Origin of the sequence: Deinococcus multiflagellatus (genome assembly GCF_020166415.1) — a bacterium.
In the GTDB taxonomy this organism is placed as follows: Bacteria; Deinococcota; Deinococci; order Deinococcales; family Deinococcaceae; genus Deinococcus; species Deinococcus multiflagellatus.
Genome location: NZ_JAIQXV010000019.1, coordinates 80,766 through 99,921 on the forward strand (window position 1 = coordinate 80,766; position 19,156 = coordinate 99,921).

Consider the following 19,156-nt stretch of genomic DNA (forward strand, 5'->3'; position numbering starts at 1 on the left):
ACCAGCCTGAACTCTGTACCGAATTCATTGAACGGGCGTTCAAAGAATGTTAGCGTGGGGCCATGAGCGACCCTTCTGCCCCCGCCCGGCCCCCGCTGGGCATTGTGGCGCTGGGCACCTACGTGCCCGAGCGCGTGGTCCCCAACAGCGAGTTTGAAGCCCGGATGGACACCACCGCCGACTGGATCGAGTCGCGCACCGGCATCCGCGAGCGCCGCTACGCCGCCCCCGACGAGTACACCAGCGACGTGGGCGTGCGGGCGGTGCGCGACCTGCTCTCGCGCGACCCGGACGCCCTGAACGGTGTGGACGCCGTGATCTGCGCCACGGTCAGCCCCGACGCCCTGATGCCCTCCACGGCGGCCCTGATTGCCATGCAGGTGGGGCTGGTGGGGGCCGCCGCCTTTGACCTGAGCACCGCCTGCAGCGGCTTTGTCTATGGCCTGAGCGTGGCCCAGGGCCTGATCTTGTCGGGCAGCGCCCGGCGCGTGCTGGTGGTGGGGGCCGAGGCGCTGAGCAAGGTGATTGACCACGAGGACCGCAACACCGCCATTCTGTTCGGGGACGGTGCGGGCGCGGCCGTGGTGGGCCCGGTGCCCGCCGGTTACGGCTTTCAGGAGTTCGTGCTGGGCGCCGATGGCAACGGGGGCGGCAGCCTGTACCTGCGCTGCGTGGCCCCCCGCCTGCCGGGCGGCGTGGAAATGACCCAGGCCGTGGGCATGAACGGCCGCGAGGTCTTCAAGTTTGCGGTGCGGGTGCTGGGCGACAGCGGTACCCAGGTGCTGGCCAAGAGCGGCCTGACCGGCGCCGATGTGGATTGGGTGGTGCCGCACCAGGCCAACGTGCGGATTATCGAGGCGGCGATGGAACGCTTTGGCCTGCCCATGAGCAAGGCCACCGTGAACCTGGACCGCTACGGCAACACCAGTTCGGCCACCGTGCCGCTGGTGCTGCGCGAGGCCATTGACGACGGCCGCATTCAGGACGGCCAGCAGCTGCTGCTGATCGCCTTTGGCGGCGGCCTGAGCTGGGTGGCGGGCACCATGAAGTGGTGGGGCGGCGCGCCCAGCCTGCACCCGCGCCCGGCGGCCGAAGTGGGGGCCTGGGCATGAAGATCGCGGCCCTTTTTCCCGGCCAGGGCTCGCACGCGGTGGGCATGGGGGCGGACCTCGCCGCTGCCTTTCCCGAAGCGGGCGAGGTCTACAGCCAGATTGACACCGTGCTGCCCGGTCTGCGCGCCCTGATCGAAACCGGGCCCCTGGACGAGCTGACGCTGACCGCCAACCAGCAGCCCGCACTGGTCGCCGCGTCCACCGCCGCCTACCGCGCGTGGCGGGCCCACACCGGCCTGACCCCGGCCTTTGCCGCTGGGCACTCGCTGGGCGAATATGCCGCGCTGGTCGCCGCCGACACGCTGTCCCTGGGCGACGCTCTGCGCCTGACGCGCCGCCGCGGCGAACTGATGCAGGACGCCGTGCCGGTGGGCGAAGGCGCCATGAGCGCCGTGATGGGCGACCCGGCCACCGTGCAGGCCGTGTGCGCCGCACTCGACGGCGTGCAGCCCGCCAACTTCAACGCGCCCACCCAGACGGTCATCTCTGGCACCAGGGCAGCGGTGGAGGCAGCGGGGGCCGAGCTGAAGGCGCGCGGCCTGAAGGCCATTCCCCTGAAGGTGAGCGCGCCCTTTCACTGCGCCCTGATGGACAGCGCCGCCCAGGGCCTCGCGCCGCAGCTGCAGACCACCCGCTTTGCCCCGCCTGCCTTTCCGGTGTACGCCAACGTGACCGCCCAGCCGAACACCGATGCAGCGGCCCTGCCGGGGCTGCTGACTGCCCAGATCACGGGCGCGGTGCGCTGGGTGGAAACCATTCAGGCGCTTCACGAGGCCGGCGCTGAGGTCTTTATTGAGTTTGGCCCCGGCACCGTGCTGACCGGCCTCGTGAAGCGCATCCTGCCCGAGGCCCGCACGCTGAACGTGGGTACGGCGCAGCAGGTCCAGGACTTTACCCTGTGAACCCCCACACCCGGGACGAGATTCTGAGCGCGCTCCTGGCCGCGCAGGACACCTGGGTGGGGGCGGCCAGCAGCCTGCCAGTGGCCGACTTCTTCCGGGCCCCGGCCCCAGGGCGCTGGTCGCCCGCCGAGCACCTTGCGCATCTGGCCCTAACGCACAGGCAGGTGGCCCTGGGGCTGCGGCTGCCGCGTCCGGCCCTGCGCCTGCTGTTTGGGGCGCCCGTCACGGCCCGCACCTACGAAGGCGTCCGCACGGCGTACCAGGCCCAGCTGGCCGCCGGGGGGCGCTCACCCGCGCGCTACGTGCCGCGCCCCGCCGCGGCCCAGGACGCCGCCACCCGTGACGCCCAGCTGGCGGCCTACGTGGCGGCGGCCACCCGGGTGCGCGCCGCGCTGGCCGGCTGGTCAGACGCCGCCCTGGACCGCTGCGCCCTGCCCCATGATCTGCTGGGGCGGGTCAGTGCCCGCGAACTGCTGTTCTTCACCGTTTACCACGACCACCACCATCTGCGCGGCGCGCACGCCGCACTGGAGACCCCATGACCCAGACCCCTGAATCCGCTTCCCGCAACGTCGCCCTGGTGACCGGCAGCAGCCGGGGCCTGGGCCGCGCCATGGCCCTGCACCTGGCCCGTGCGGGTTTTGATGTGGCGGTGCATTACGGCCGGGGCGCCGCCGAGGCCGAGAAGGTGGCCGAGGAAGCCCGCAGCCTGGGCGTGCAGGCCCGCGTGTACGGCGCCGACCTGACCACGCCCGCCAACGCCGGCACGTTGGTGGAGGGGGTCATTGGGGACATGGGCCGCCTGGACGTGCTGGTCAACAACGCCGGCATCACCCGCGACACCCTGGCGATCCGCATGAAAGACGAGGACTGGGACGCCGTGCTGCAGACCAACCTGTCGAGCGCCTTTATCGCCTGCCGCGCCGCCATCAAGCACATGATGCGTGCGCGGACGGGGCGAATCATCAACATCGCGTCGGTGGTGGGGCTCACCGGCAACCCGGGGCAGGCCAACTACGTGGCCAGCAAGGCCGGCCTGATCGGCCTGACCAAGGCGCTGGCCAAGGAATACGGCGGCCGGGGCATCACGGTCAACGCCATTGCCCCGGGCTTTATCGAGAGCGATATGACGGCCGAACTGCCTGAACAGGTGCGCCAGAGCTACCTGAGCAGCATCCCCCTGGGCCGCCTGGGCCAGCCGGACGAGGTGGCCGCCCTCGTCGCCTTCCTGGCCAGTGACGCGGCGGGGTACATCACCGGTCAGACCATTGGCGTGGACGGGGGGCTGAACCCGCATTGAAGGGCGTTGAGGGTCGAAAGGGGATGGGTGATGGAGGGGGCCTGAATGGCTGGGAAGCGCTGGGAGGCACGGAAAGGCCCGGCAGGCGCAAAGGTGCCGCTGGCTGGGTCCATCAACCTTCAACCATCCACCATCAACATCTCTGAACTCTGTTCAAAGCCCCGGCCCTTCCCGCGCGCCGCGTGTAGACTGGCGCAGACTTCAACCGCAGGAGGTACGAATTTATGGCGACTTTTGAAGATGTGAAAGACGTGATCGTGGACAAGCTGGGTGTGGACGCCGACAAGGTGACCCCGGAAGCCCGCTTTGTGGAAGACCTCGGTGCCGACAGCCTGGAAACCGTGGAACTCATCATGGGCCTGGAAGACCGCTTTGGCATCACCATCAGCGATGAGGACGCCGAGAGCATCCGCACCGTGCAGGCGGCCGTCGACTACATCGAGAGCAAGCAGTAAACCCGCCTGCTTCCCCACCGGAAGCGGATGAGGACCTTGGGGCGGGACGCGGCTGCTGGACAGGGCCGCTTCCCGCCCTTTCTTCACGGCCGGGCGCGGCCGCAGCGGCGGCCCCCAGCAGAGGAGGCACAGAGCATGGGCGTTTCAGGACTCAAACGGGTGGTGATCACAGGGGTGGGGCCGGTCACGCCCATCGGCGTGGGGGCGCAGGCCTTCGCGCAGGCGCAGCGCGCCGGCAAAAGCGGCATTGGGCGCATCACCCGCTTTGACCCGGCCGACGTGGCCAGCAAGATTGCGGGCGAGGTGAACGACGACCTTTCGGCGTATGTGGACCCGCGCGAGGCCCGCAAGCTGGACCGCTACGTGCAGCTGGCCCTGGCCGCCGCCGCGCTGGCTGTGCAGGACAGCGGCCTGAGCCCCGAGGAACTGCGCGGTGAAGGCACGGGCACCCTGATTGGCAGCGGGATTGGCGGGGTGAAAACCTTCGAGGATCAGGCGCAGGTGCTGCACACGCGGGGGGCAGGGCGGATCAGCCCCATGTTCATCCCGATGCAGATTGCGAACATGGCCTCGGGGCATGTGGCGATGCAGTACGGCGCCACCGGGCCCAGCAGCACGGTGGTCACCGCCTGCGCCACCGGCACCGGGGCGATTGGCGACGCCGCGCGCTACATCCAGCTGGGGCTGGCCGACACCATGATCGCCGGGGGCAGCGAGGCGGCCATTACGCCCATTGCCATCGGCGGCTTTTCCAACATGAAGGCGCTGTCCACCCGCAACGACGAGCCCGAACTCGCCAGCCGCCCCTTCTCCGCCACCCGCGACGGCTTTGTGCTGGGCGAGGGCGCGGCCGTGGTGATTCTGGAAGAGTACGACAAGGCCGTGAAGCGCGGCGCCACCATCTATGCCGAGGTGGTGGGCTACGGCACCAGCGCCGACGCCCACCACATCACCATGCCCGCCCCCGAGGGCCGGGGCGCCCAGGTCGCCATGCGCATGGCCCTGAAAACCGCCGGGGTCAACCCCGAGCAGGTGGGCTACATCAACGCCCACGGCACCAGCACCTATTTCAACGACCTGCACGAAACCCAGGGCATCAAGTCGGTGTTTGGGGACCACGCCTACCGGCTGGCGGTCAGCTCCACCAAGAGCATGACCGGGCACCTGCTGGGCGCCGCCGGCGCCGCCGAGGCCATCGCGGTGGCCCAGGCGCTGAAAGACGGCATTCTGCCCCCCACGATCAACCTCACCGACCCCGATCCCGAACTGGACCTGGATTACGTGCCCCTGCATGCCCGCGAAGCCCAGGTGGACTACGCCCTGAGCAACTCGTTTGCCTTCGGCGGCCAGAACGCCGCGCTGCTGTTCAAGAGGGTCTAGAGCGATGAGCCATGGGCCATGAGCTTTGGGGGGTCGCCCCATGGCTCATGGCCCATAGCCCATGCCCCTTTACACTTAGCGGTCGCCCTTGATCTGGTGTTCCAGCTCGCTCGTTTCGCCCTGGGGCAGGTCGCCGGGGCGCTCGGCCTGGTGGGGGGGGCTCAGTTCGCTGGGGGGGGTGTAGCCGGGGTTGGGGTCGGCGCTGCCCAGACGGGTCTGGTAGGCCATCGCCGCGCCGGCGTTGATGCCAAGACCGGCGGCGGGGACCACCGCGTCCAGGTTCTCGCCGCCCAGCCCGGCCACCGTCTCGGCACCTGCAAATTCGGGGGCCTGGGGGCTGTGCTCCATGGCCGCCGGGTCGCGGGTGGCCAGGTGGTCGAACTGCCCGGTGACCTCCCGGGCGCTGGGCACCTCCACGGGTTCGTATTTGCCCTCGTTGGCGGTGCTCACGCGGTCCTCGCCCGGGGTGGTGCTGTAGGTCACCTGGGCGTGGTCCTTGGGATCGGGGGTCTCGAAGCCGGTCTGCACGTTCGTCACAGCCAGCTCGCTGGGGGGATCGCGCCTGTCGTTGCTCATGGGGTCAGTGTGCGCCCAGGGCCCCTGGGGGCGCATTCCGGCTTTCTTCAGGCAGGCTGCCAGGAACGTTCAGGAACTGGCCAGGGCCTCGGCCAGTTCGTGGTGGCCCTCCTCGCGGGCAAAGTCGGCGGCGCGCTGCCCAGCGGCGGTGGTGGCCCCGGCGTCGGCGCCGCAGCCGCGCAGAAAGGCCACCAGTTCGGCGTCGCCATTCTGCGCGGCGGCCATCAGGGGCGTGAAGTCGTCCTGTTGCGCGGCGTTCACGTCGGCCCCGGCCATCACCAGGGCGCGGGCCAGCGCGGCGTGCCCGCCCGCCACCGCCGAGTGCAGCGGGCGCACCCGCATGGCGTTCTGGCTGGGCGCATTCACATCTGCGCCGCGCGAGAGCAGGGCTTCGGCCACCTCGGCGCGGCCAAAGAACGCCGCCAGCCCCAGCGGTGAAAAGCCGTCGGGGCTGAAGGCATGCACCTGCGCAGGGTGGGCGTCCAGCGCCGAGCGCACCGCTGCCCCGTCCCCCACCGCCGCCGCCTCGAACAGGTTCAGGGGCGCGCCTTCCTCGATCAGCACGCGCGCCATCTCGTGCCGGCCGTAGTAGGTGGCGAACAGCACGGGCGAGACGCCCATGGGGCTGGGCACCGTCAGCAGGGCAGGGTCGGCGCGCACCAGGCGGCGCAGCAGCTCGGCGTCCTGGGTCTTGATGGCGAGGAACAGGGCCGCTTCCTGGTCGGTGGGGGCGCGCTCGGTCATGGGCAAAGGCTAGCCGCCCCCGCGCCCGAAGGCAAAGTGGGAGCGGCGAGGTCTGCGCGGTGGTTTTAGCAGGCGCGGACCACCACGGCGATGCCCATACCGCCGCCAATGCACAGGCTGGCCACGCCGGTTTCCTTGCCCAGGCGGCGCAACTGGTGCACCAGCGTCACCAGCACGCGGGCGCCGCTGGCGCCAATCGGGTGGCCCAGGGCCACCGCGCCGCCCGTCACATTCACCTTTGCAGGGTCGGCGTCCAGGTCGCGCACAACGGCCAGGGACTGGGCCGCAAAGGCCTCGTTCAGCTCGAACAGGTCCACGTCATTCACGCTCAGGCCGGCGCGCTTCAGGGCCACCGGCACCGCCTTGGCCGGGCCAATGCCCATGATCGCCGGGTCCACGCCAATGGCCGCGTAGCTGGCGATTTCGGCCAGCACCGGCAGGCCGTTCGCCTGGGCGTAATCCTCGCTGGCAATCAGCAGCATGGCGGCACCGTCGTTGATGCCGCTGGCGTTGCCGGCCGTCACGGTGCCGTCTTTCTTGAAGGCGGGCTTCAGCTTTGCCAGGGCCTCGGCGGTGGTGGCGCGGGGGTATTCGTCGCGCTCAAACAGGGTGGGGCCCTTCTTGCCCGGCACCTCCACGCTCACCAGTTCGTCGGCAAAGTGGTTGCCGTCTAGCGCGGCGGCGGCGCGGGTCTGGCTCTCCAGGGCGAAGGCGTCCTGTTCCTCGCGGCTGAGGTTCCACTGGGTGGCTATCGCCTCGGCCGTGACGCCCATGTGGTAGCCGCCGAACACATCGGTCAGGCCGTCCGACAGGATGGAGTCCAGGGCCTGGGCGTGGCCCAGCCGGTAGCCTTCGCGGGCGCGGGGCAGCAGGTAGGGCGCGCGGCTCATGCTCTCGGTCCCGCCTGCCAGATACAGGTCGCCGTCGCCAGCCCGAATGCCCTGCGCCGCGCTGATCACCGCCTGCAGGCCACTGCCGCACACCCGGTTGACGGTGAGCCCCGGCACGTCGTGGGGCAGTCCGGCCCCAATCCCGATCTGCCGCGCCACATTCATGCCGCAGCCCGCCTGCAGCACGTTGCCCACGATCACGTCGGCAATGTCGTGGCCGTTCACGCCGTCCAGCACCGCCCTGGCCGCCGCCACCCCCAGATCGGCCGCCGACACGTCTTTCAGGCTGCCCAGAAAGCTGCCAATCGGCGTGCGCCGCGCCGCCACAATCACCGGTTTGCTCATGTCTGGAGTCTAACGGGCGTTAGGCAAGGGCGGGGTGTACCGGGCGGGGAACGGGGCAGTGGCAGGTCCGCTTGACGAGGCCAGGAAGAAGGGCCATATTGAAAAACGATAATATTGTTTCTCGATAAACGGCGTAGGCTGACCCTGCGCCGGGGGGGGAGGGCTATGACCGCTGTGCCACGTTCGTTTGATCGGCTGCTGTGGGTGTTGCATCTGGGAAGCAGTCTCTCGTTGTGGCTGCTGGGCCTGGGGGCCGTCGCTCTGACCCTGATGCTGGTGGCGTCCGGTGGCCGGCCGCCTTGGCTCGTGCTGGGGCTGATCCTGCTGGGCATGGTGGTGAATCTGTCGGCTTTTGGGCACCTGCGCGTGGCGCTGGCCACCGCGCGCGGTAGCGGCCACCTGCACGGAGAGGTCAGCGAGCGTCTGCGGGCCGCCGGGCAACGGTTCCTGTATGCCGCTCCGCTCTGGGGGCTGGCCCTGGCCCTTCTGCCGTCTGCGTCGGCCGTGGGGAGCACGCCACCGGCGCGCGTCCTCTGGGCCGCCCTGCTGGCGCCCGATCAGCTGCTCATGGGCCTGACGTCACTGGCCCTGCCATTGCTGCTGCTGGTGCTGGCTGGCTGGCTGGACGAAGGCCGCGCCCTCGTGGACCAGTCGCAGGGGGTGGTGTGATGACGCTGGCCGCCGATCTGGCGCCGCTGGCCGCGTGGCGGGCGACCCGCCGCCTGCGGCTGCTGTGTGTGGCCGCTTTGCCCCTGGTGGGGGTGGGCACAGCGGTGTGGTGGTGGCTGACCCCTGACATGACGGCGCTCATGCGAACCGAGCACCTGGGCTGGGCCACGCTGTCCGCCGTGGTGTTAGCGTTGATCTGGCGCGCTGGCCGGGCCAGTGGGGAGGGCAGGCTGGATGACCTGGCCCTCTGTCTCTGGCGGGCTGGGGGGGTGCAGCTGGCTGGCTGCGCGTTGGGGCTGGCAGTGCAGGGCCTGACGAGTCTGCTAGAACAGCCGTTCAGCCCCCTGCGGTGGATGGGCGCTTTGGGCGTCAGCACCCTCATGACGTTGCTGGCCAGTCTTCCTGGCCTGGGGCTGCTGTCCCTGTCCGTGGCGGTGAGGCATATAGCCGCCCTGCGCCGGGACGAGGAGCTGACCATATGAGCCGCCTGATCCGCCTGCCTGCGCTCTCCATGAACACCGCCCGCACGGTGCTTGATCTGGCCCTGGGGCTGCTGGGCCTGGGGCTGGCCCTCACAGGCGCGTTCTGTTTATTGGGCACGGTCTGGCTGCTGGTGACCCCAGGGGCCGGCGCCCGGTTCGAGGCCCCGCTGAGCCTGAAACTCAGGATCGGAGACGTGGTTTACCGAACCACCAGCGCCACGGTGCCCCTGTCGGCCTGGCAGGAGGTGCTGGTGGTGGCGGGCCTGGCAGTCCTGGCCCTGGCCTCGGCCTGGCTGATCTCCCGCCGGGGCTTTGCGCTGCTGCGCCGCCTGTGGGTTGATCCCTTTGCCCTGAGCAACAGTCAGGATCTGGCCCTGGCCAGCCGCCTGGCGCTGCTGTGGCAACTGGCCCTCTGGGCGTGGGCGCTGCTGGGGTGGGGACAGGTGGTGGCCACGGGACAGCTCAGGGGGCTGGACGAGGCCCTGTCGGGCATTCCGGGGGCGGAGTTGGTCGGCACCGGCGCCCGCGTCGTGATCGGTGGGGGGATCTGGCCCTCACTGCCCTCCACGCTGCTGCTGGTCTCGGCGGCTCTGGCCGTGCTCTCGGTGGTGTTCCGCCGCGCCCACGACCTGCGCGAGGCCGAGCGGCGGCTGCGCACCGAACAGGCCCTGACAGTCTGATGCCGGTTCGCGTTCACCTGGACCGCGTGCTTGAGGCGCGCGGCATGACCCTTTCCGAGCTCTCTAGCCGCGTGGGAATCACGCTGGCCAACCTCAGCATTCTGAAAACAGGCAAGGCGCGGGCAGTGCGCTTTTCGACCCTGGACGCCCTGTGCCGCGCCCTGGCCTGCCAGCCCGGCGACCTACTGGCCTGGGAGGACGGCCCGCCCGACACGGATTAGCGCCGCCCAGCCCGCCACACCGCCCACATCAGCAGCGGTTGCAGCGGCAGGCGGCCCCAGGCCACCCCGGGGCCCACGCCGAACCGTTCTGGGTGCTGGGCCATGTAAATGTTGGCCGGAAACACTGCAACCAGCAGCGCCAGCAAGCCCCAGCGGGCAGCCGGGCGCGTGGCCGGGTGCAGCAGACCCAGGCCGCCCAGCACCTCGGCAGCGCCGCTCAACAGGGTGGCTGCGCGCGGGCTCAGGGGCACCCACGGCGGCACGATGCGGTCAAAGGGCTTTGGCGCGACAAAATGCAGCGCCCCGGCCACCACGAACAGGCCAGCCAGGGCGAGGATGCCGGGGGTGGGGCGCGTCATGGCCTTCAGGGTGCCACACCAGGGAAGAGGGCCAGGGGTTTAAACGCTCCTGGCCCTCTTCGCCTGCACGCTTTTAGCCTTGCTTGGTGGCCGGCACGTTGCGGGCTTCCTCGCGGTCGCGCAGCTCCTTGGCGCTCAGGCCGTTGTCGTTGTTGCGCGGCGCGGTGGCCTCGCGGTCGTTCACGCTTTTCAGTGAGGGCTTGTGGCCGTCCTCGATCTCGTGGACCTCCTGCTCGTTGCGCTCGTACTGCGGCGGCAGGCTGGTGTGGCCCTTGTTCTTGTCGTCTTTGTCTGGCATGGCTTCAGGGTGCCAGGGAAAAGCCCATGAAGACCCTGAGGCCACGTAAATGGCCGTTCAGAGATGAAGCGAGCCTCAAGCCGGGGCCGCGTACACCAGCACGGTGGGCACGGTGCCGTCGGCCTCCTGCCAGCTGCCGCGCGCCGTGCCCAGGCGTTGCCAACCCTCGCGGTCGTACAGCGCAATCGCGGGCGCGCTGCGTTCGTTGACCTGCAGCACGGCCCGCGCGCCCGCCTGCCGCGCCTGATCAGCCGCGTGGGCCAGCAGGGCGCGCGCGGCCCCCTGTCCCTGGGCGCGCGGGGTCACGAACAGCCGTTTGACCTCCAGCCAGGGCCCGGGCACCGTGAGCGCGCCCGTCCAGGTCGGCGGCGGGTCGGGAATGGGGGAGAGGATGACCTGCCCGGCCACCTGTCCGGCATGCAGCGCCACCCAGGCCGTCCCATGCCCAGCCACGAACGCCTGGGGGTCTTCGGGCCACAGTGACGGGTAGCCCTGCGCCTCGTGCACAGCGCGCAGCGCCGCCGCCAGGGCCGGCAGGTCCGCCGGGGTGCGCGGGCGGATGGTCAGCATGGGGGAGGGGCTCATGGGGTGCAGTGTAGAGAGGCTGGGGCACCGGCCCCCACGCGCTACCCTGGGCCCCAGATGAGGGTGGCAGTGATCAGCGACGTGCACGGCAATGCCTTTGCCCTGGAAGCGGTGCTGCGCGAGGTGGAGAGAAGCGCGCCAGACCTGATCGTGAATCTGGGCGATCAGGCCGAGGGCAGCGCTGACCCCGCCCGCGCCCTGGCCCGGCAGGCCGAACTGGCTGCCAACGGCGCCCTGGAGGTGCGAGGCAACAACGAGGAGAAGCTGTGGCCCGGTGGTCGGCGCGGCCCGCTGACCCGCGCGTATGGCGAGTGGCTGGAGGCCCACACCCCGCCGGGAGCGCTGGCCCGGGTGGCGGCCCTGCCCCTCAGCGCCCGCATGGGCGACCTGTACGCCTGCCACGGCACGCCGGCCAGCGCCTGGGAGAGCCTGCTGTGGGTGTGGGACCACGCGGGGTTTTACCGCGCCCGCGACCCGCGCGAGTTGCGCGCGCTGGTCGAGCCGCTGGGGGCCGGCGTGGTGCTGTGCGGTCACACCCACCGCGCCGGGGCCACCCGGGTGGGCGACACGCTGGTGGTGAACGCCGGGTCCGTCAGCGATCAGGTGGACGGCGACCCCCGCGCCCGCTGGGCGCAGCTGGACCGGGTGGGAGGGCAGTGGAGCGTCATCTTCCACGCGGTGCCCTACGACATCGAGGCGGCGGTGGCGTGGTCCTGCGCCCACACGCCCTTTGGCGAAGGCGAAGCGAGGCTGCTGCGCACCGGCACGATGGACGGGCGCGGCGACGACGGCTGATCCGGTGTCTATCACAGGAGAGAGCCGATTGGCCGTCTTCACGCCCGCAGGGACGTGTTGCTCCTGCCCACGCTGCCAAACCCCCTTCGGCGTTCGTCCGACCGGTATCTGGCGGCGCGGTACGCTGCGGCCATGCGAAAGCGGCATCTGACGGCGGCGGCACTTCTGACAATGGGCTGGGCCGGGGCGCAGGGCTCTGGGGGCTGCGGCGGCACGACCGGGTGGCCCGAGTGGTTGCCCAGGGCCACCCAGGGCGCGGCGCTGTTTCGCGGCGACATTGGCGGCCTGCCCATTGCTCTGCGGCTGGCCCCACAGGACGACACCCGCTATTTCTACGAGCGCCGGGGCATTGACCTGGACCTGACAGCGCGCCGCAGCGGTCAGACCCTGATTCTGGAAGAGACGGTGCGCAAGACGCGTGCCTCGGAACCTGTGGTGACCGGCTGCTTCCGCCTGAGCCCCACGGCCACCGGCCTGAAGGGGGACTGGATCGCGCCGGGCAAGGCCTCCCTCGTTGTGACCCTGAACCGGGTGGACCCGGAAGGGCTGCCGCTGGCGCTGGGGGTCTCACCGGGGCTGCTGTCACTGCGCACGGGCGACCCCATGGCGTTCCTGAAAGTGAACCGCCCGTGGGTCAAGGCGGCAGACGGCCGCAGCGTGCGTGAGCCGGCCTCGGGTGTGGTGTATCCCCGGGTCCCCGGGGGCAGCGCGGCCCTGAACGCGGCGCTGCAGGACCGCCAGCTGAAGTACGCCGTGATGGCCCTGGACTGCCGCGCCATGTTGCCGCAGGACCTGCAGAACGACCCCGAGGCGGGCTATGACGTGCGCACGCAGCTCACCTTTCAGAAGGGGCAGCTGCTGAGCCTGCGCGACGAGGTGTATTACGACTGCGGCGGCGCCCACCCCGACGGCTTCACCGAGGGCGCGATGCTGGACCGCACGACGGGCCAGCCGGTGGCGCTGCAGACCCTCTGGCCCCGCCTCACCCCGGCGCGGCAAAAAGAGCTGTACCTGAAGGCCGTGCAGAGCGGCATGGACCGCGACTGCCTGGACGTGCTGCGCGAGGCCGCGCCCGACTTCACCGCCCACCTGAGCCCAGCGGGCCTGAATCTCACCCCGTCGGGCCTGCCGCATGTGGTGGCAGCCTGCGCTGAAACCGGCGTCATTCCGTTTGCCACCCTGCGCGCCGAGGCGAATTCAGCGTCGAAGTATTTCAGCAGTGTGTACGGGCGGTAGGGAAAGAGGCCATGAGCCGTGGGCTCTGGGCCATGAGGTTCGGGGCAGCGGCGCTTGGAGACGCGAGCAAGTTCCGCTTTGGAGGAGGGTTTAGCGCCCCAACAGCGGCCTCCTCATGGCTCATGGCCCAGAGCCCAGAGCCAGAAAACACCCCCCGAGCGTCACACTCGGGGGGTGTTTTCTGCTTTTCAGCGCTCAGTCGCGGCTGGCACCAAACAGGCGCAGGATGAACAGGAACATGTTGATGAAGTCCAGGTACAGCGCCAGGGCGCCGTTGATCGCCGCGCGCTCGGCCATTTCGCCCTGCACGCCGCTCAGGGCGAGGTTGCGCAGCATCTGGGTGTCGTAGGCGGTGAGGCCCGCGAACAGCAGCACGCCCACGATGGAGATCATCAGGGTCAGCGGCCCGCTGGCCACAAACAGGTTCACGATCATCGCCACAAACAGGCCAATCAGGGCGAACATAAAGAAGCGGGCAAACGCGCTGAGGTCCTTCTTGATCATGAAGCCCGCCACGCTCATCAAGCCGAAGGTGCCAGCGGTGGTGGCAAAGGCGGCCGTGACGGCGCTGGCGTCGTAGAACATCAGCAGGGCCGAGAAGGTCAGGCCAGTGAGGGCCGCGTAGGCGATGAACAGGGCGCCCGCCACGGCACTGTTCAGGCGCTGGGCGAACATGCTGAGCACAAAGACCAGGGCCAGCTGCGCCAGCAGCAGCGGCAGGCGCAGGTTCATGACCTGGTAGGCCAGCACCTCATTCTGGGCGGTCAGGTAGGCCACGCCAGCGGTCAGGGCCAGCCCCGCCGCCATCCAGGAATAGGTGCGGGCCATGAACGTGCGGACAAGGTCCGTGGTTCGGGCCGAAGTGGTGGGATAGGTCTGCATACGCCTCAGGATACGGGCTGCAGGGCGCAAAAGTTCCCCAGATTCGTTCAAGATTCTGAAGGTCGGCGGTGGGGGGGCAGGGGGTGTGCCTTAGCACTTGAGAAGACGGGAGAACAGTCGAGGAGCAGTTCCGAAAACGTCGTTTGGGCCGCTGAGCCCGGGTTCCCCCTCTGCTGCGCCGCTTCTCAGGTCTCAGCCTCTCGCGGGGCGAGCTGTCCCCGCCTCCCGCAAGGGGGAGGGGAAAAAATGCCGTGTTGGTCGCTGCTCTTCGCTGGAGGTGCTGTAACTGCCCAAACCAGTGGAGAAACGACAAGCGCCTCCCAGGCTTTTCCCAGGAGGCGCCGCTGCCCAGCCTGTTCCTACTCGCTCAGCAGGAGGGCCAGTGGGAAGTCCTCCAGAATCTTGGCCAGCGGGGTCTTGTCGCCGCGCACGCGCAGGCGCTCGCCGGTCAGGGCGTTGCGGTAGGTGCCGGCGGGCAGGGTCAGCTGGCGGTTGCCCCACACCCCGCCCAGGGCCCACGGCGCACGCTCGCGGGTGAGGCTCAGGGTCAGGCGCGGGGCCACGGTCAGGGCGCGCTGGCCCTCATGTTCGCGCACGAAGCCCAGGACGTGGCGTCCGCCGCCCAGCGCGGCGTAGCTGCCGTACCGGAACAGTTCCGGGCGCTCGGCGCGGGCGCGCAGGGCCGCGTGGGTGACCATCACCTTCACGTCCCCCGTCTCGTAGCGGGCCAGCAGCCGGGCGGGGTCGGTGCCTGCGCCGCCGCGTTCCAGGCGGCCCAGGGTGCGGGCCAGGGCGGCGTAGTCCACGGGGCGGCGGTTGTCCGGGTCCACCAGGCTCTGGTTCCAGCCCTCGCTGCCCTGGTAGGTGTCCGGCACGCCGGGGGCCGTCAGGCGCACCAGGGTCGCCGAGAGGCTGTTTTGCGCGCCGTAGGGGCTGACGCGCTCATGCAGTTCGCGCAGCGAGGCCGGAAAGTCGCCGCTGTCCAGCAGGCCGCGCACCAGCCGGTCCAGGGCAGCCTCGTAGTCGGCGTCGGGGGCGGCCCAGCTGGTGCGCAGCTTGGCCTCGCGGGCGGCTTTGAGCATGTACGCACTCAGGCGCTCCGCAAAGCCGTCCAGGTTGCCGTTCAGCGGGTAGGCGCCCAGGGCGTTTTGCAGGAACACGTAGGTGTCCAGCCGGGTGGGGGCCGGGCCCAGGTCCAGTTCCGTTTCCAGGCCGCGAATCAGCGGCGACCAGCGGCTGAGGTACGCGGCCCAGGTCTGGGCCAGTTCGGACAGCACGTGAATGCGGGCGCGGGTGTCCTCGCCGCGTTTGGTGTCGTGGGTGCTGCCGCCCAGCATGGCGTGGGGCCAGTGGCGGGCGCGCGCCGCCGCCTCGGCGTGAAAGGTCGAGAGCGGCGTGCCGAACAGCGCGGGGTCGCCGCCCACCTCGTTCAGCGACACCAGGCGGCCGTAGCGGTAAAAGGCGGTGTCCTCGGCCCCCTTGGCGGTGACGGGGCCGGTGAGCTGCTGGAATTTCAGGGTGAACTCGGCGTAGGCGGCGCGGGTGGTGTCGTCTGGGGCGTCCAGGGTGAGTACGGCGCGCAGGTACTCGAACACGCTGGGGTCCAGCGCGCCCCCCTCGCGGCGGTTGTGTCCGGCCGCGTCGCGGATAGCGTGGTCAATCTTGGCGTCGTCGCCGGCCTCGCGCTCGCCAGTTTCGCGCACGTAGGTGCGGTACACCGGAAAGGTGGCAATCACCTCGCGGATGGCCTGCCGCAGCGTGCTGAGGGTAAAGTCCCGGGCCCGCAGGTCCGCTTCCGAGAGGCGCTCCAGGTGCTCGGCCAGCACGTTCACCTCGCCGGGCAGGCTGAGGCGCTGAATCAGCTGCTTGCCCCGGTACAGGTGCTCGCCGTAACTGGCGCGGTCCCCGGTAAAGCGGCGGTAGATGGCGCTCAGGTCCTCCTCGCTGCTCTGATCCACAAAGACGCCGCCCAGCTGCGCCAGAAAGTCGTAGCCGGTGGTGCCGTGAACGGCCCAGTTGCGCGGCAATGCCTCGCCGGGTTCCAGAATCTTCTCGGCCACCACGTACAGGGCCTTTTCGCCGCGGGTGGTGATCAGAGGGTCCTGGCCCAGGGCGTGCGCGGCGCCCGCCTGCAGCGCGCGGAAGTACCCGGCGGGGTCGTACAGGCCGTCGGTGTGGTCCAGGCGCACCCCCTGCAGCACGCCTTCGCGCAGCAACTCGAACAGCGTGGCGTGGGCCCAGGCAAACACGCGCGGGTCCTCCATGCGCAGCGCCGCGAGGTCGTTGATGTCGAAAAAGCGCCGGTAATTGATCTCCTCGGCCGCCACCTTCCAGAAGGCGAGGCGGTAATTCTGCTCGCCCACCAGCCGGTCCAGCCGCGCGTGGTCAGCGTTGATGGCCGCCACGGTATCAATCAGGGCCCGGCGTACGGCCGCGCTGCGCTCCAGCAGGGCCCGCAGGCGCCGGGTCATCACCTGCGCTTCCTGGGCGCGAATAATGCGGTCTTCATCCGACAGGCTGGGTTCCGTGCTGCGCGGCAGATGGTCCACCGAGCGGCGGATGCTGGCGAGTTCGCCCAGCGTTTCGGGGTCGCTGCCGCGCAGGGCGTCCTGCAGGGCCGCCAGCAGCAGCGCCACCGAGCGCGGCGACAGGGGCAGACGCCGCTCCCAGTAGCGCAGGAAGAATTCGCCGTTGTCTTCACTCAGATGCAGTTCGCCGCGTTCCAGCACCCGCCCGTACTGGTCGCCCAGCACCGGCAGCAGCACCTTGCCTTCCAGGGCGCGCTTCAGGGGCTGCCAGGAGATGTCGAAGAAATGGGCGTAGCGGCTGGCCTGCCCGTGTTTCAGCACGTCTTCCCAGTAGGGGTTATGGCCCCCCTGAATGCCCATGTGGTTGGGCACGAAATCGGCAATCAGGCCCAGACCCAGCTCGCGGGCGCGGGCCGACAGGCGGCGCAGGCCCGCCAGCCCGCCCAGTTCGGGGTTCACCTGAGTGTGGTCGGTCACGTCGTAGCCGTGGGTCGAGCCCGGCGTGCTGGCCCAGATGGGCGAGAGGTACACATCGGTGACCCCCAGCCGCGCGAGGTAGGGCAGCGTGCGCCGGGCCGCCGCGAAATCGAAGCCAGCGTGCAGCTGCAGGCGGTAGGTGCTGCCGGGCAGGTGGGGCGTGAAGGCGGGTTCGGTCATGACGGCTGCCATCATGCCGCCTTTGGTCATGCGCGCGCCTGTTCGGCTTCGGCCGGGGCAAACAGGGCCGCTTCGCCGGGGCCCAGGGTCAGGGTGTCCAGGGCGGGCGGCTGGGCCGGATCGCCTTCCGAATACAGCGCCACGGCGGGCGGCAGGGCAAAGGGCAGCGCCAGCGTGCGGGGGGTCAGTGCCTCGCCCGTGAGGTTCCACAAGAGGACCCGCTCGCCGTGCTCGGTCTGCCAGCGCACCCACAGGCCCTCGGTCCCGGTGGCGGCGCGGAAGGTGCCGGCCGACAGCGCGCGGCGCGTGCGCACCGAGAGCACCGGATCTTCCCGGCGCAACCGCAGCAGGGCGCGGTACAGGGCCAGGGTGCGGGCGTGCTCGCCCTGGTCGCGCTCGGCCCAGTTCAGCTTGGCGCTCTCGAAGGTGGCCTGGGCCTGCGGATCAGGCACCGCCAGGGTGCTGAAGCCCGAGAAATACGCAAATTCGCGCCGTCGCCCTTCGGTGACCATCTGGCCCAGTTCGCCGTAGTGGTCGCTGAAAAAGGGAAAGGGCGTGCCCGCCATCCATTCCTGGCCCTGAAACAGCAGCGGCGTCATGGGCAGCGAGAGCAGCAGGGTGCTGGCGCCCCGGAACTCGGCCGCCGTAACCCCCTCGTGGGCCTGCAGGCGGTCGCCCAGGGCCCGGTTGCCAATCTGGTCGTGGTTCTGGATGCAGTACACGAAGCTGGGGGCTTCCAGGCCGTCGGCGCTTTTGCCCCGGTGGTGTTCCTCGCCGCTCACGTTCCAGAACTGGCCCTCGTACAGCCAGCCCCGGTTGAGAATCCGCGCCAAGCCCTCGGCGTGGCCCCGGTAGCCCGCGTAGTAGCCTTCCTGCTCGCCCGTGATTGCCACCCGCACTTCATGGTGAAAGTCGTCCACCCAGATGCCGTCCAGGCCGGCTTCGGTGACCAGTTCGGGGTGGTTGCGGTGGTCCTCGGCCAGCAGCAGGTGGTGGCCGCCCAGGGCGTGCACCTCGCGCGCCAGTTCCGCCAGGATGTGCTCGGGGCTGTCGTCCTGCATAGAGGCGGTGGCGTCCAGCCGCAGGCCGTCGAAGCGGTAGTCCTGCAGCCACATGCGGGCGTTGTCGGTGATCAGGCGGCGCATGTGGGGCTCGGCGTAGTCCAGGCCCTGGCCCCAGGCGGTGTGAAAGCGCTCGGTGAAGTACGACGGGCTGTAGGCCGACAGATAGTTGCCGTCCGGGCCAAAGTGGTTGTACACCACGTCCAGAAACACCGCCAGCCCCAGGCCGTGCGCGCGGTCCACAAAGGCCATCACGTCTTCGGGGCGGCCGTACGGCGCAAAGGGGGCGTACAGCGCCACGCCGTCGTAGCCCCAGCCGCGCTGGCCGGGAAAGGCGGCCAGGGGCATCAGTTCCACGGCCGTCACGCCCAGGGCCGCCAGTTCGGGCAGGCGCTCGGCAGCGGCCTTCAGGGTGCCTTCGGGCGTGAAGGTGCCCACATGCAGCTCGTAAAACACGCAGTCGTGCAGGGGCCGCCCCGCCCAGTCCTGGTGCTGCCACGGGTAGGCCTGCAGGTCCACGACCTCGGCCTCGCCGTGTACGCCGTCCGGCAGAAAGCGGGCGTAGGGGTCGGGCAGCGCCTGACCGTCCAGCACAAACTGGTAGCGGGCGCCGGCCCCCACGGGCAGGGTGGTTTCAAAGTAGCCCTCGCCCTGCGGCTGCAGGGGCAGGGTCTGTCCATTCAGGCGCACCTGCACCGTGTGGGCGCGGGTGCTCCAGACACTGAAGCGGGTGCTGTTCTCTCCGGGAAGCAGGTGGGCGCCCAGGCGCCGGTGTCCCTTCTCCGTATGCGGCATGGCCAAGGTCGTCATGAGCCTCTTCCTCCGTGTGGGGTGTGCGGTGTGGTGGCGGGGGGCACCGGGTGCCCGCTCCTGCCCGGCCCGCCGCGTGTGCGGGCCAGTCATGAAGGGTAGACGGCGGCCCCACCTGCCCCATGAGAAGCACGTCAAGAAGCGGTGCGACTGTCTGATCGGCCCCAGAGGGTTGCCTCAAGGGGCCTT

General features: G+C 70.1%; 21 protein-coding genes. 12 read left to right on the forward strand and 9 right to left on the reverse strand.

The genetic code is table 11. The features are described from left to right. Positions 1-62 precede the first annotated feature (62 nt). The 6 genes from K7W41_RS18405 (at position 63) to fabF (ending at position 5,149) form a co-directional block, all read left to right on the forward strand. Complete coding sequence (locus K7W41_RS18405; protein WP_224611698.1) at positions 63-1,112, forward strand: beta-ketoacyl-ACP synthase III; 1,050 nt, start codon at positions 63-65, stop codon at positions 1,110-1,112. Continuing rightward, complete coding sequence (gene fabD, locus K7W41_RS18410; RefSeq protein ID WP_224611700.1) at positions 1,109-2,014, forward strand: ACP S-malonyltransferase; 906 nt, start codon at positions 1,109-1,111, stop codon at positions 2,012-2,014. The genes K7W41_RS18405 and fabD overlap by 4 nt, the downstream gene beginning before the upstream one ends. Continuing rightward, positions 2,011-2,556, forward strand: a complete 546-nt coding sequence (locus K7W41_RS18415) for a DinB family protein (protein WP_224611702.1) — start codon at positions 2,011-2,013, stop codon at positions 2,554-2,556. Before fabD ends, K7W41_RS18415 begins: the two co-directional genes overlap by 4 nt. Further along, complete coding sequence (gene fabG, locus K7W41_RS18420; protein ID WP_224611704.1) at positions 2,553-3,314, forward strand: 3-oxoacyl-[acyl-carrier-protein] reductase; 762 nt, start codon at positions 2,553-2,555, stop codon at positions 3,312-3,314. Before K7W41_RS18415 ends, fabG begins: the two co-directional genes overlap by 4 nt. 224 nt (positions 3,315-3,538) lie before the next feature. Continuing rightward, positions 3,539-3,769, forward strand: a complete 231-nt coding sequence (gene acpP, locus K7W41_RS18425; protein ID WP_224611706.1) for an acyl carrier protein — start codon at positions 3,539-3,541, stop codon at positions 3,767-3,769. Between the two features lie 135 nt (positions 3,770-3,904). Next, positions 3,905-5,149: a beta-ketoacyl-ACP synthase II gene (gene fabF / locus K7W41_RS18430; protein ID WP_221089445.1), complete on the forward strand. Its 1,245-nt coding sequence runs from the start codon at positions 3,905-3,907 to the stop codon at positions 5,147-5,149. Positions 5,150-5,224: 75 nt separating this feature from the next. Here fabF and K7W41_RS18435 read toward each other — a convergent pair whose 3' ends face one another. The 3 genes from K7W41_RS18435 to K7W41_RS18445 form a co-directional block, all read right to left on the reverse strand. Next, positions 5,225-5,725, reverse strand: coding sequence for a hypothetical protein (locus tag K7W41_RS18435; RefSeq protein ID WP_224611707.1), 501 nt, complete (start codon positions 5,723-5,725; stop codon positions 5,225-5,227). A 69-nt stretch (positions 5,726-5,794) separates the two neighbouring features. Continuing rightward, positions 5,795-6,469: an ankyrin repeat domain-containing protein gene (locus K7W41_RS18440; protein WP_224611709.1), complete on the reverse strand. Its 675-nt coding sequence runs from the start codon at positions 6,467-6,469 to the stop codon at positions 5,795-5,797. A gap of 65 nt (positions 6,470-6,534) precedes the next feature. Then, positions 6,535-7,704 (reverse strand): acetyl-CoA C-acetyltransferase, encoded by a 1,170-nt coding sequence (locus K7W41_RS18445; RefSeq protein WP_224611711.1) that lies wholly within the window; start codon positions 7,702-7,704, stop codon positions 6,535-6,537. 165 nt (positions 7,705-7,869) lie between these two features. Between K7W41_RS18445 and K7W41_RS18450 the strand changes: the two genes are divergently transcribed. The 4 genes from K7W41_RS18450 to K7W41_RS18465 are packed head-to-tail and all read left to right on the forward strand — an operon-like array spanning position 7,870 to position 9,756. Next, positions 7,870-8,373 carry a hypothetical protein gene (locus tag K7W41_RS18450; protein WP_224611713.1) on the forward strand — a complete coding sequence of 168 codons (504 nt, stop codon included), beginning with the start codon at positions 7,870-7,872 and terminating at the stop codon, positions 8,371-8,373. Beyond that, positions 8,373-8,855, forward strand: a complete 483-nt coding sequence (locus K7W41_RS18455; protein ID WP_224611715.1) for a hypothetical protein — start codon at positions 8,373-8,375, stop codon at positions 8,853-8,855. The genes K7W41_RS18450 and K7W41_RS18455 overlap by 1 nt, the downstream gene beginning before the upstream one ends. After that, positions 8,852-9,535 (forward strand): hypothetical protein, encoded by a 684-nt coding sequence (locus tag K7W41_RS18460; RefSeq protein WP_224611718.1) that lies wholly within the window; start codon positions 8,852-8,854, stop codon positions 9,533-9,535. Before K7W41_RS18455 ends, K7W41_RS18460 begins: the two co-directional genes overlap by 4 nt. Continuing rightward, complete coding sequence (locus K7W41_RS18465) at positions 9,535-9,756, forward strand: helix-turn-helix domain-containing protein (RefSeq protein WP_224611720.1); 222 nt, start codon at positions 9,535-9,537, stop codon at positions 9,754-9,756. Before K7W41_RS18460 ends, K7W41_RS18465 begins: the two co-directional genes overlap by 1 nt. On the opposite strand, the gene K7W41_RS18470 is transcribed toward K7W41_RS18465, so the two are convergent. The 3 genes from K7W41_RS18470 to K7W41_RS18480 form a co-directional block, all read right to left on the reverse strand. Next, on the reverse strand, positions 9,753-10,115 hold the full coding sequence (locus K7W41_RS18470; RefSeq protein ID WP_224611722.1) for a DoxX family protein: 363 nt from the start codon (positions 10,113-10,115) through the stop codon (positions 9,753-9,755). The genes K7W41_RS18465 and K7W41_RS18470 overlap by 4 nt on opposite strands. Before the next feature lie 73 nt (positions 10,116-10,188). Further along, on the reverse strand, positions 10,189-10,413 hold the full coding sequence (locus tag K7W41_RS18475; protein ID WP_221089454.1) for a hypothetical protein: 225 nt from the start codon (positions 10,411-10,413) through the stop codon (positions 10,189-10,191). 75 nt (positions 10,414-10,488) lie between these two features. Next, the gene (locus K7W41_RS18480; RefSeq protein WP_224611724.1) at positions 10,489-10,998 is read right to left on the reverse strand and encodes a GNAT family N-acetyltransferase; all 510 of its coding nucleotides are present in this window, start codon (positions 10,996-10,998) and stop codon (positions 10,489-10,491) included. A 57-nt stretch (positions 10,999-11,055) separates the two neighbouring features. On the opposite strand from K7W41_RS18480, the gene K7W41_RS18485 reads away from it, so the two are divergent. Both K7W41_RS18485 and K7W41_RS18490 read left to right on the forward strand, forming a co-directional pair. Continuing rightward, a complete protein-coding gene (locus K7W41_RS18485; protein WP_224611726.1) occupies positions 11,056-11,793 on the forward strand; it encodes a metallophosphoesterase family protein in 738 nt (245 codons plus the stop codon). A 132-nt stretch (positions 11,794-11,925) separates the two neighbouring features. Beyond that, the gene (locus K7W41_RS18490; protein WP_224611728.1) at positions 11,926-13,029 is read left to right on the forward strand and encodes a hypothetical protein; all 1,104 of its coding nucleotides are present in this window, start codon (positions 11,926-11,928) and stop codon (positions 13,027-13,029) included. A gap of 195 nt (positions 13,030-13,224) precedes the next feature. On the opposite strand, the gene K7W41_RS18495 is transcribed toward K7W41_RS18490, so the two are convergent. From K7W41_RS18495 to treZ, 3 genes are all read right to left on the reverse strand, one after another. Then, entirely contained in the window at positions 13,225-13,911 is a 687-nt protein-coding gene (locus K7W41_RS18495; RefSeq protein ID WP_224611729.1) for a Bax inhibitor-1/YccA family protein, read from the reverse strand. Between the two features lie 359 nt (positions 13,912-14,270). Then, a complete protein-coding gene (gene treY, locus K7W41_RS18500; RefSeq protein WP_224611730.1) occupies positions 14,271-17,126 on the reverse strand; it encodes a malto-oligosyltrehalose synthase in 2,856 nt (951 codons plus the stop codon). Then, a complete protein-coding gene (gene treZ, locus K7W41_RS18505) occupies positions 17,123-18,967 on the reverse strand; it encodes a malto-oligosyltrehalose trehalohydrolase (protein WP_224611731.1) in 1,845 nt (614 codons plus the stop codon). The genes treY and treZ overlap by 4 nt, the downstream gene beginning before the upstream one ends. Positions 18,968-19,156: the final 189 nt, after the last annotated feature.

Coding starts and splice junctions, on each gene's coding strand:
- fabG (WP_224611704.1), top strand. CDS start 2,553: ATGACCCAGACCCCTGAATCCGCTTCCCGCAACGTCGCCCTGGTGACC.
- treZ (WP_224611731.1), bottom strand. CDS start 18,967: ATGACGACCTTGGCCATGCCGCATACGGAGAAGGGACACCGGCGCCTG.
- K7W41_RS18485 (WP_224611726.1), top strand. CDS start 11,056: ATGAGGGTGGCAGTGATCAGCGACGTGCACGGCAATGCCTTTGCCCTG.
- K7W41_RS18475 (WP_221089454.1), bottom strand. CDS start 10,413: ATGCCAGACAAAGACGACAAGAACAAGGGCCACACCAGCCTGCCGCCG.
- K7W41_RS18450 (WP_224611713.1), top strand. CDS start 7,870: ATGACCGCTGTGCCACGTTCGTTTGATCGGCTGCTGTGGGTGTTGCAT.
- fabF (WP_221089445.1), top strand. CDS start 3,905: ATGGGCGTTTCAGGACTCAAACGGGTGGTGATCACAGGGGTGGGGCCG.
- K7W41_RS18455 (WP_224611715.1), top strand. CDS start 8,373: ATGACGCTGGCCGCCGATCTGGCGCCGCTGGCCGCGTGGCGGGCGACC.
- K7W41_RS18480 (WP_224611724.1), bottom strand. CDS start 10,998: ATGAGCCCCTCCCCCATGCTGACCATCCGCCCGCGCACCCCGGCGGAC.
- treY (WP_224611730.1), bottom strand. CDS start 17,126: ATGACCAAAGGCGGCATGATGGCAGCCGTCATGACCGAACCCGCCTTC.
- K7W41_RS18405 (WP_224611698.1), top strand. CDS start 63: ATGAGCGACCCTTCTGCCCCCGCCCGGCCCCCGCTGGGCATTGTGGCG.
- K7W41_RS18465 (WP_224611720.1), top strand. CDS start 9,535: ATGCCGGTTCGCGTTCACCTGGACCGCGTGCTTGAGGCGCGCGGCATG.
- K7W41_RS18440 (WP_224611709.1), bottom strand. CDS start 6,469: ATGACCGAGCGCGCCCCCACCGACCAGGAAGCGGCCCTGTTCCTCGCC.
- K7W41_RS18490 (WP_224611728.1), top strand. CDS start 11,926: ATGCGAAAGCGGCATCTGACGGCGGCGGCACTTCTGACAATGGGCTGG.
- K7W41_RS18435 (WP_224611707.1), bottom strand. CDS start 5,725: ATGAGCAACGACAGGCGCGATCCCCCCAGCGAGCTGGCTGTGACGAAC.
- K7W41_RS18470 (WP_224611722.1), bottom strand. CDS start 10,115: ATGACGCGCCCCACCCCCGGCATCCTCGCCCTGGCTGGCCTGTTCGTG.
- K7W41_RS18495 (WP_224611729.1), bottom strand. CDS start 13,911: ATGCAGACCTATCCCACCACTTCGGCCCGAACCACGGACCTTGTCCGC.
- K7W41_RS18445 (WP_224611711.1), bottom strand. CDS start 7,704: ATGAGCAAACCGGTGATTGTGGCGGCGCGGCGCACGCCGATTGGCAGC.
- acpP (WP_224611706.1), top strand. CDS start 3,539: ATGGCGACTTTTGAAGATGTGAAAGACGTGATCGTGGACAAGCTGGGT.
- K7W41_RS18460 (WP_224611718.1), top strand. CDS start 8,852: ATGAGCCGCCTGATCCGCCTGCCTGCGCTCTCCATGAACACCGCCCGC.
- fabD (WP_224611700.1), top strand. CDS start 1,109: ATGAAGATCGCGGCCCTTTTTCCCGGCCAGGGCTCGCACGCGGTGGGC.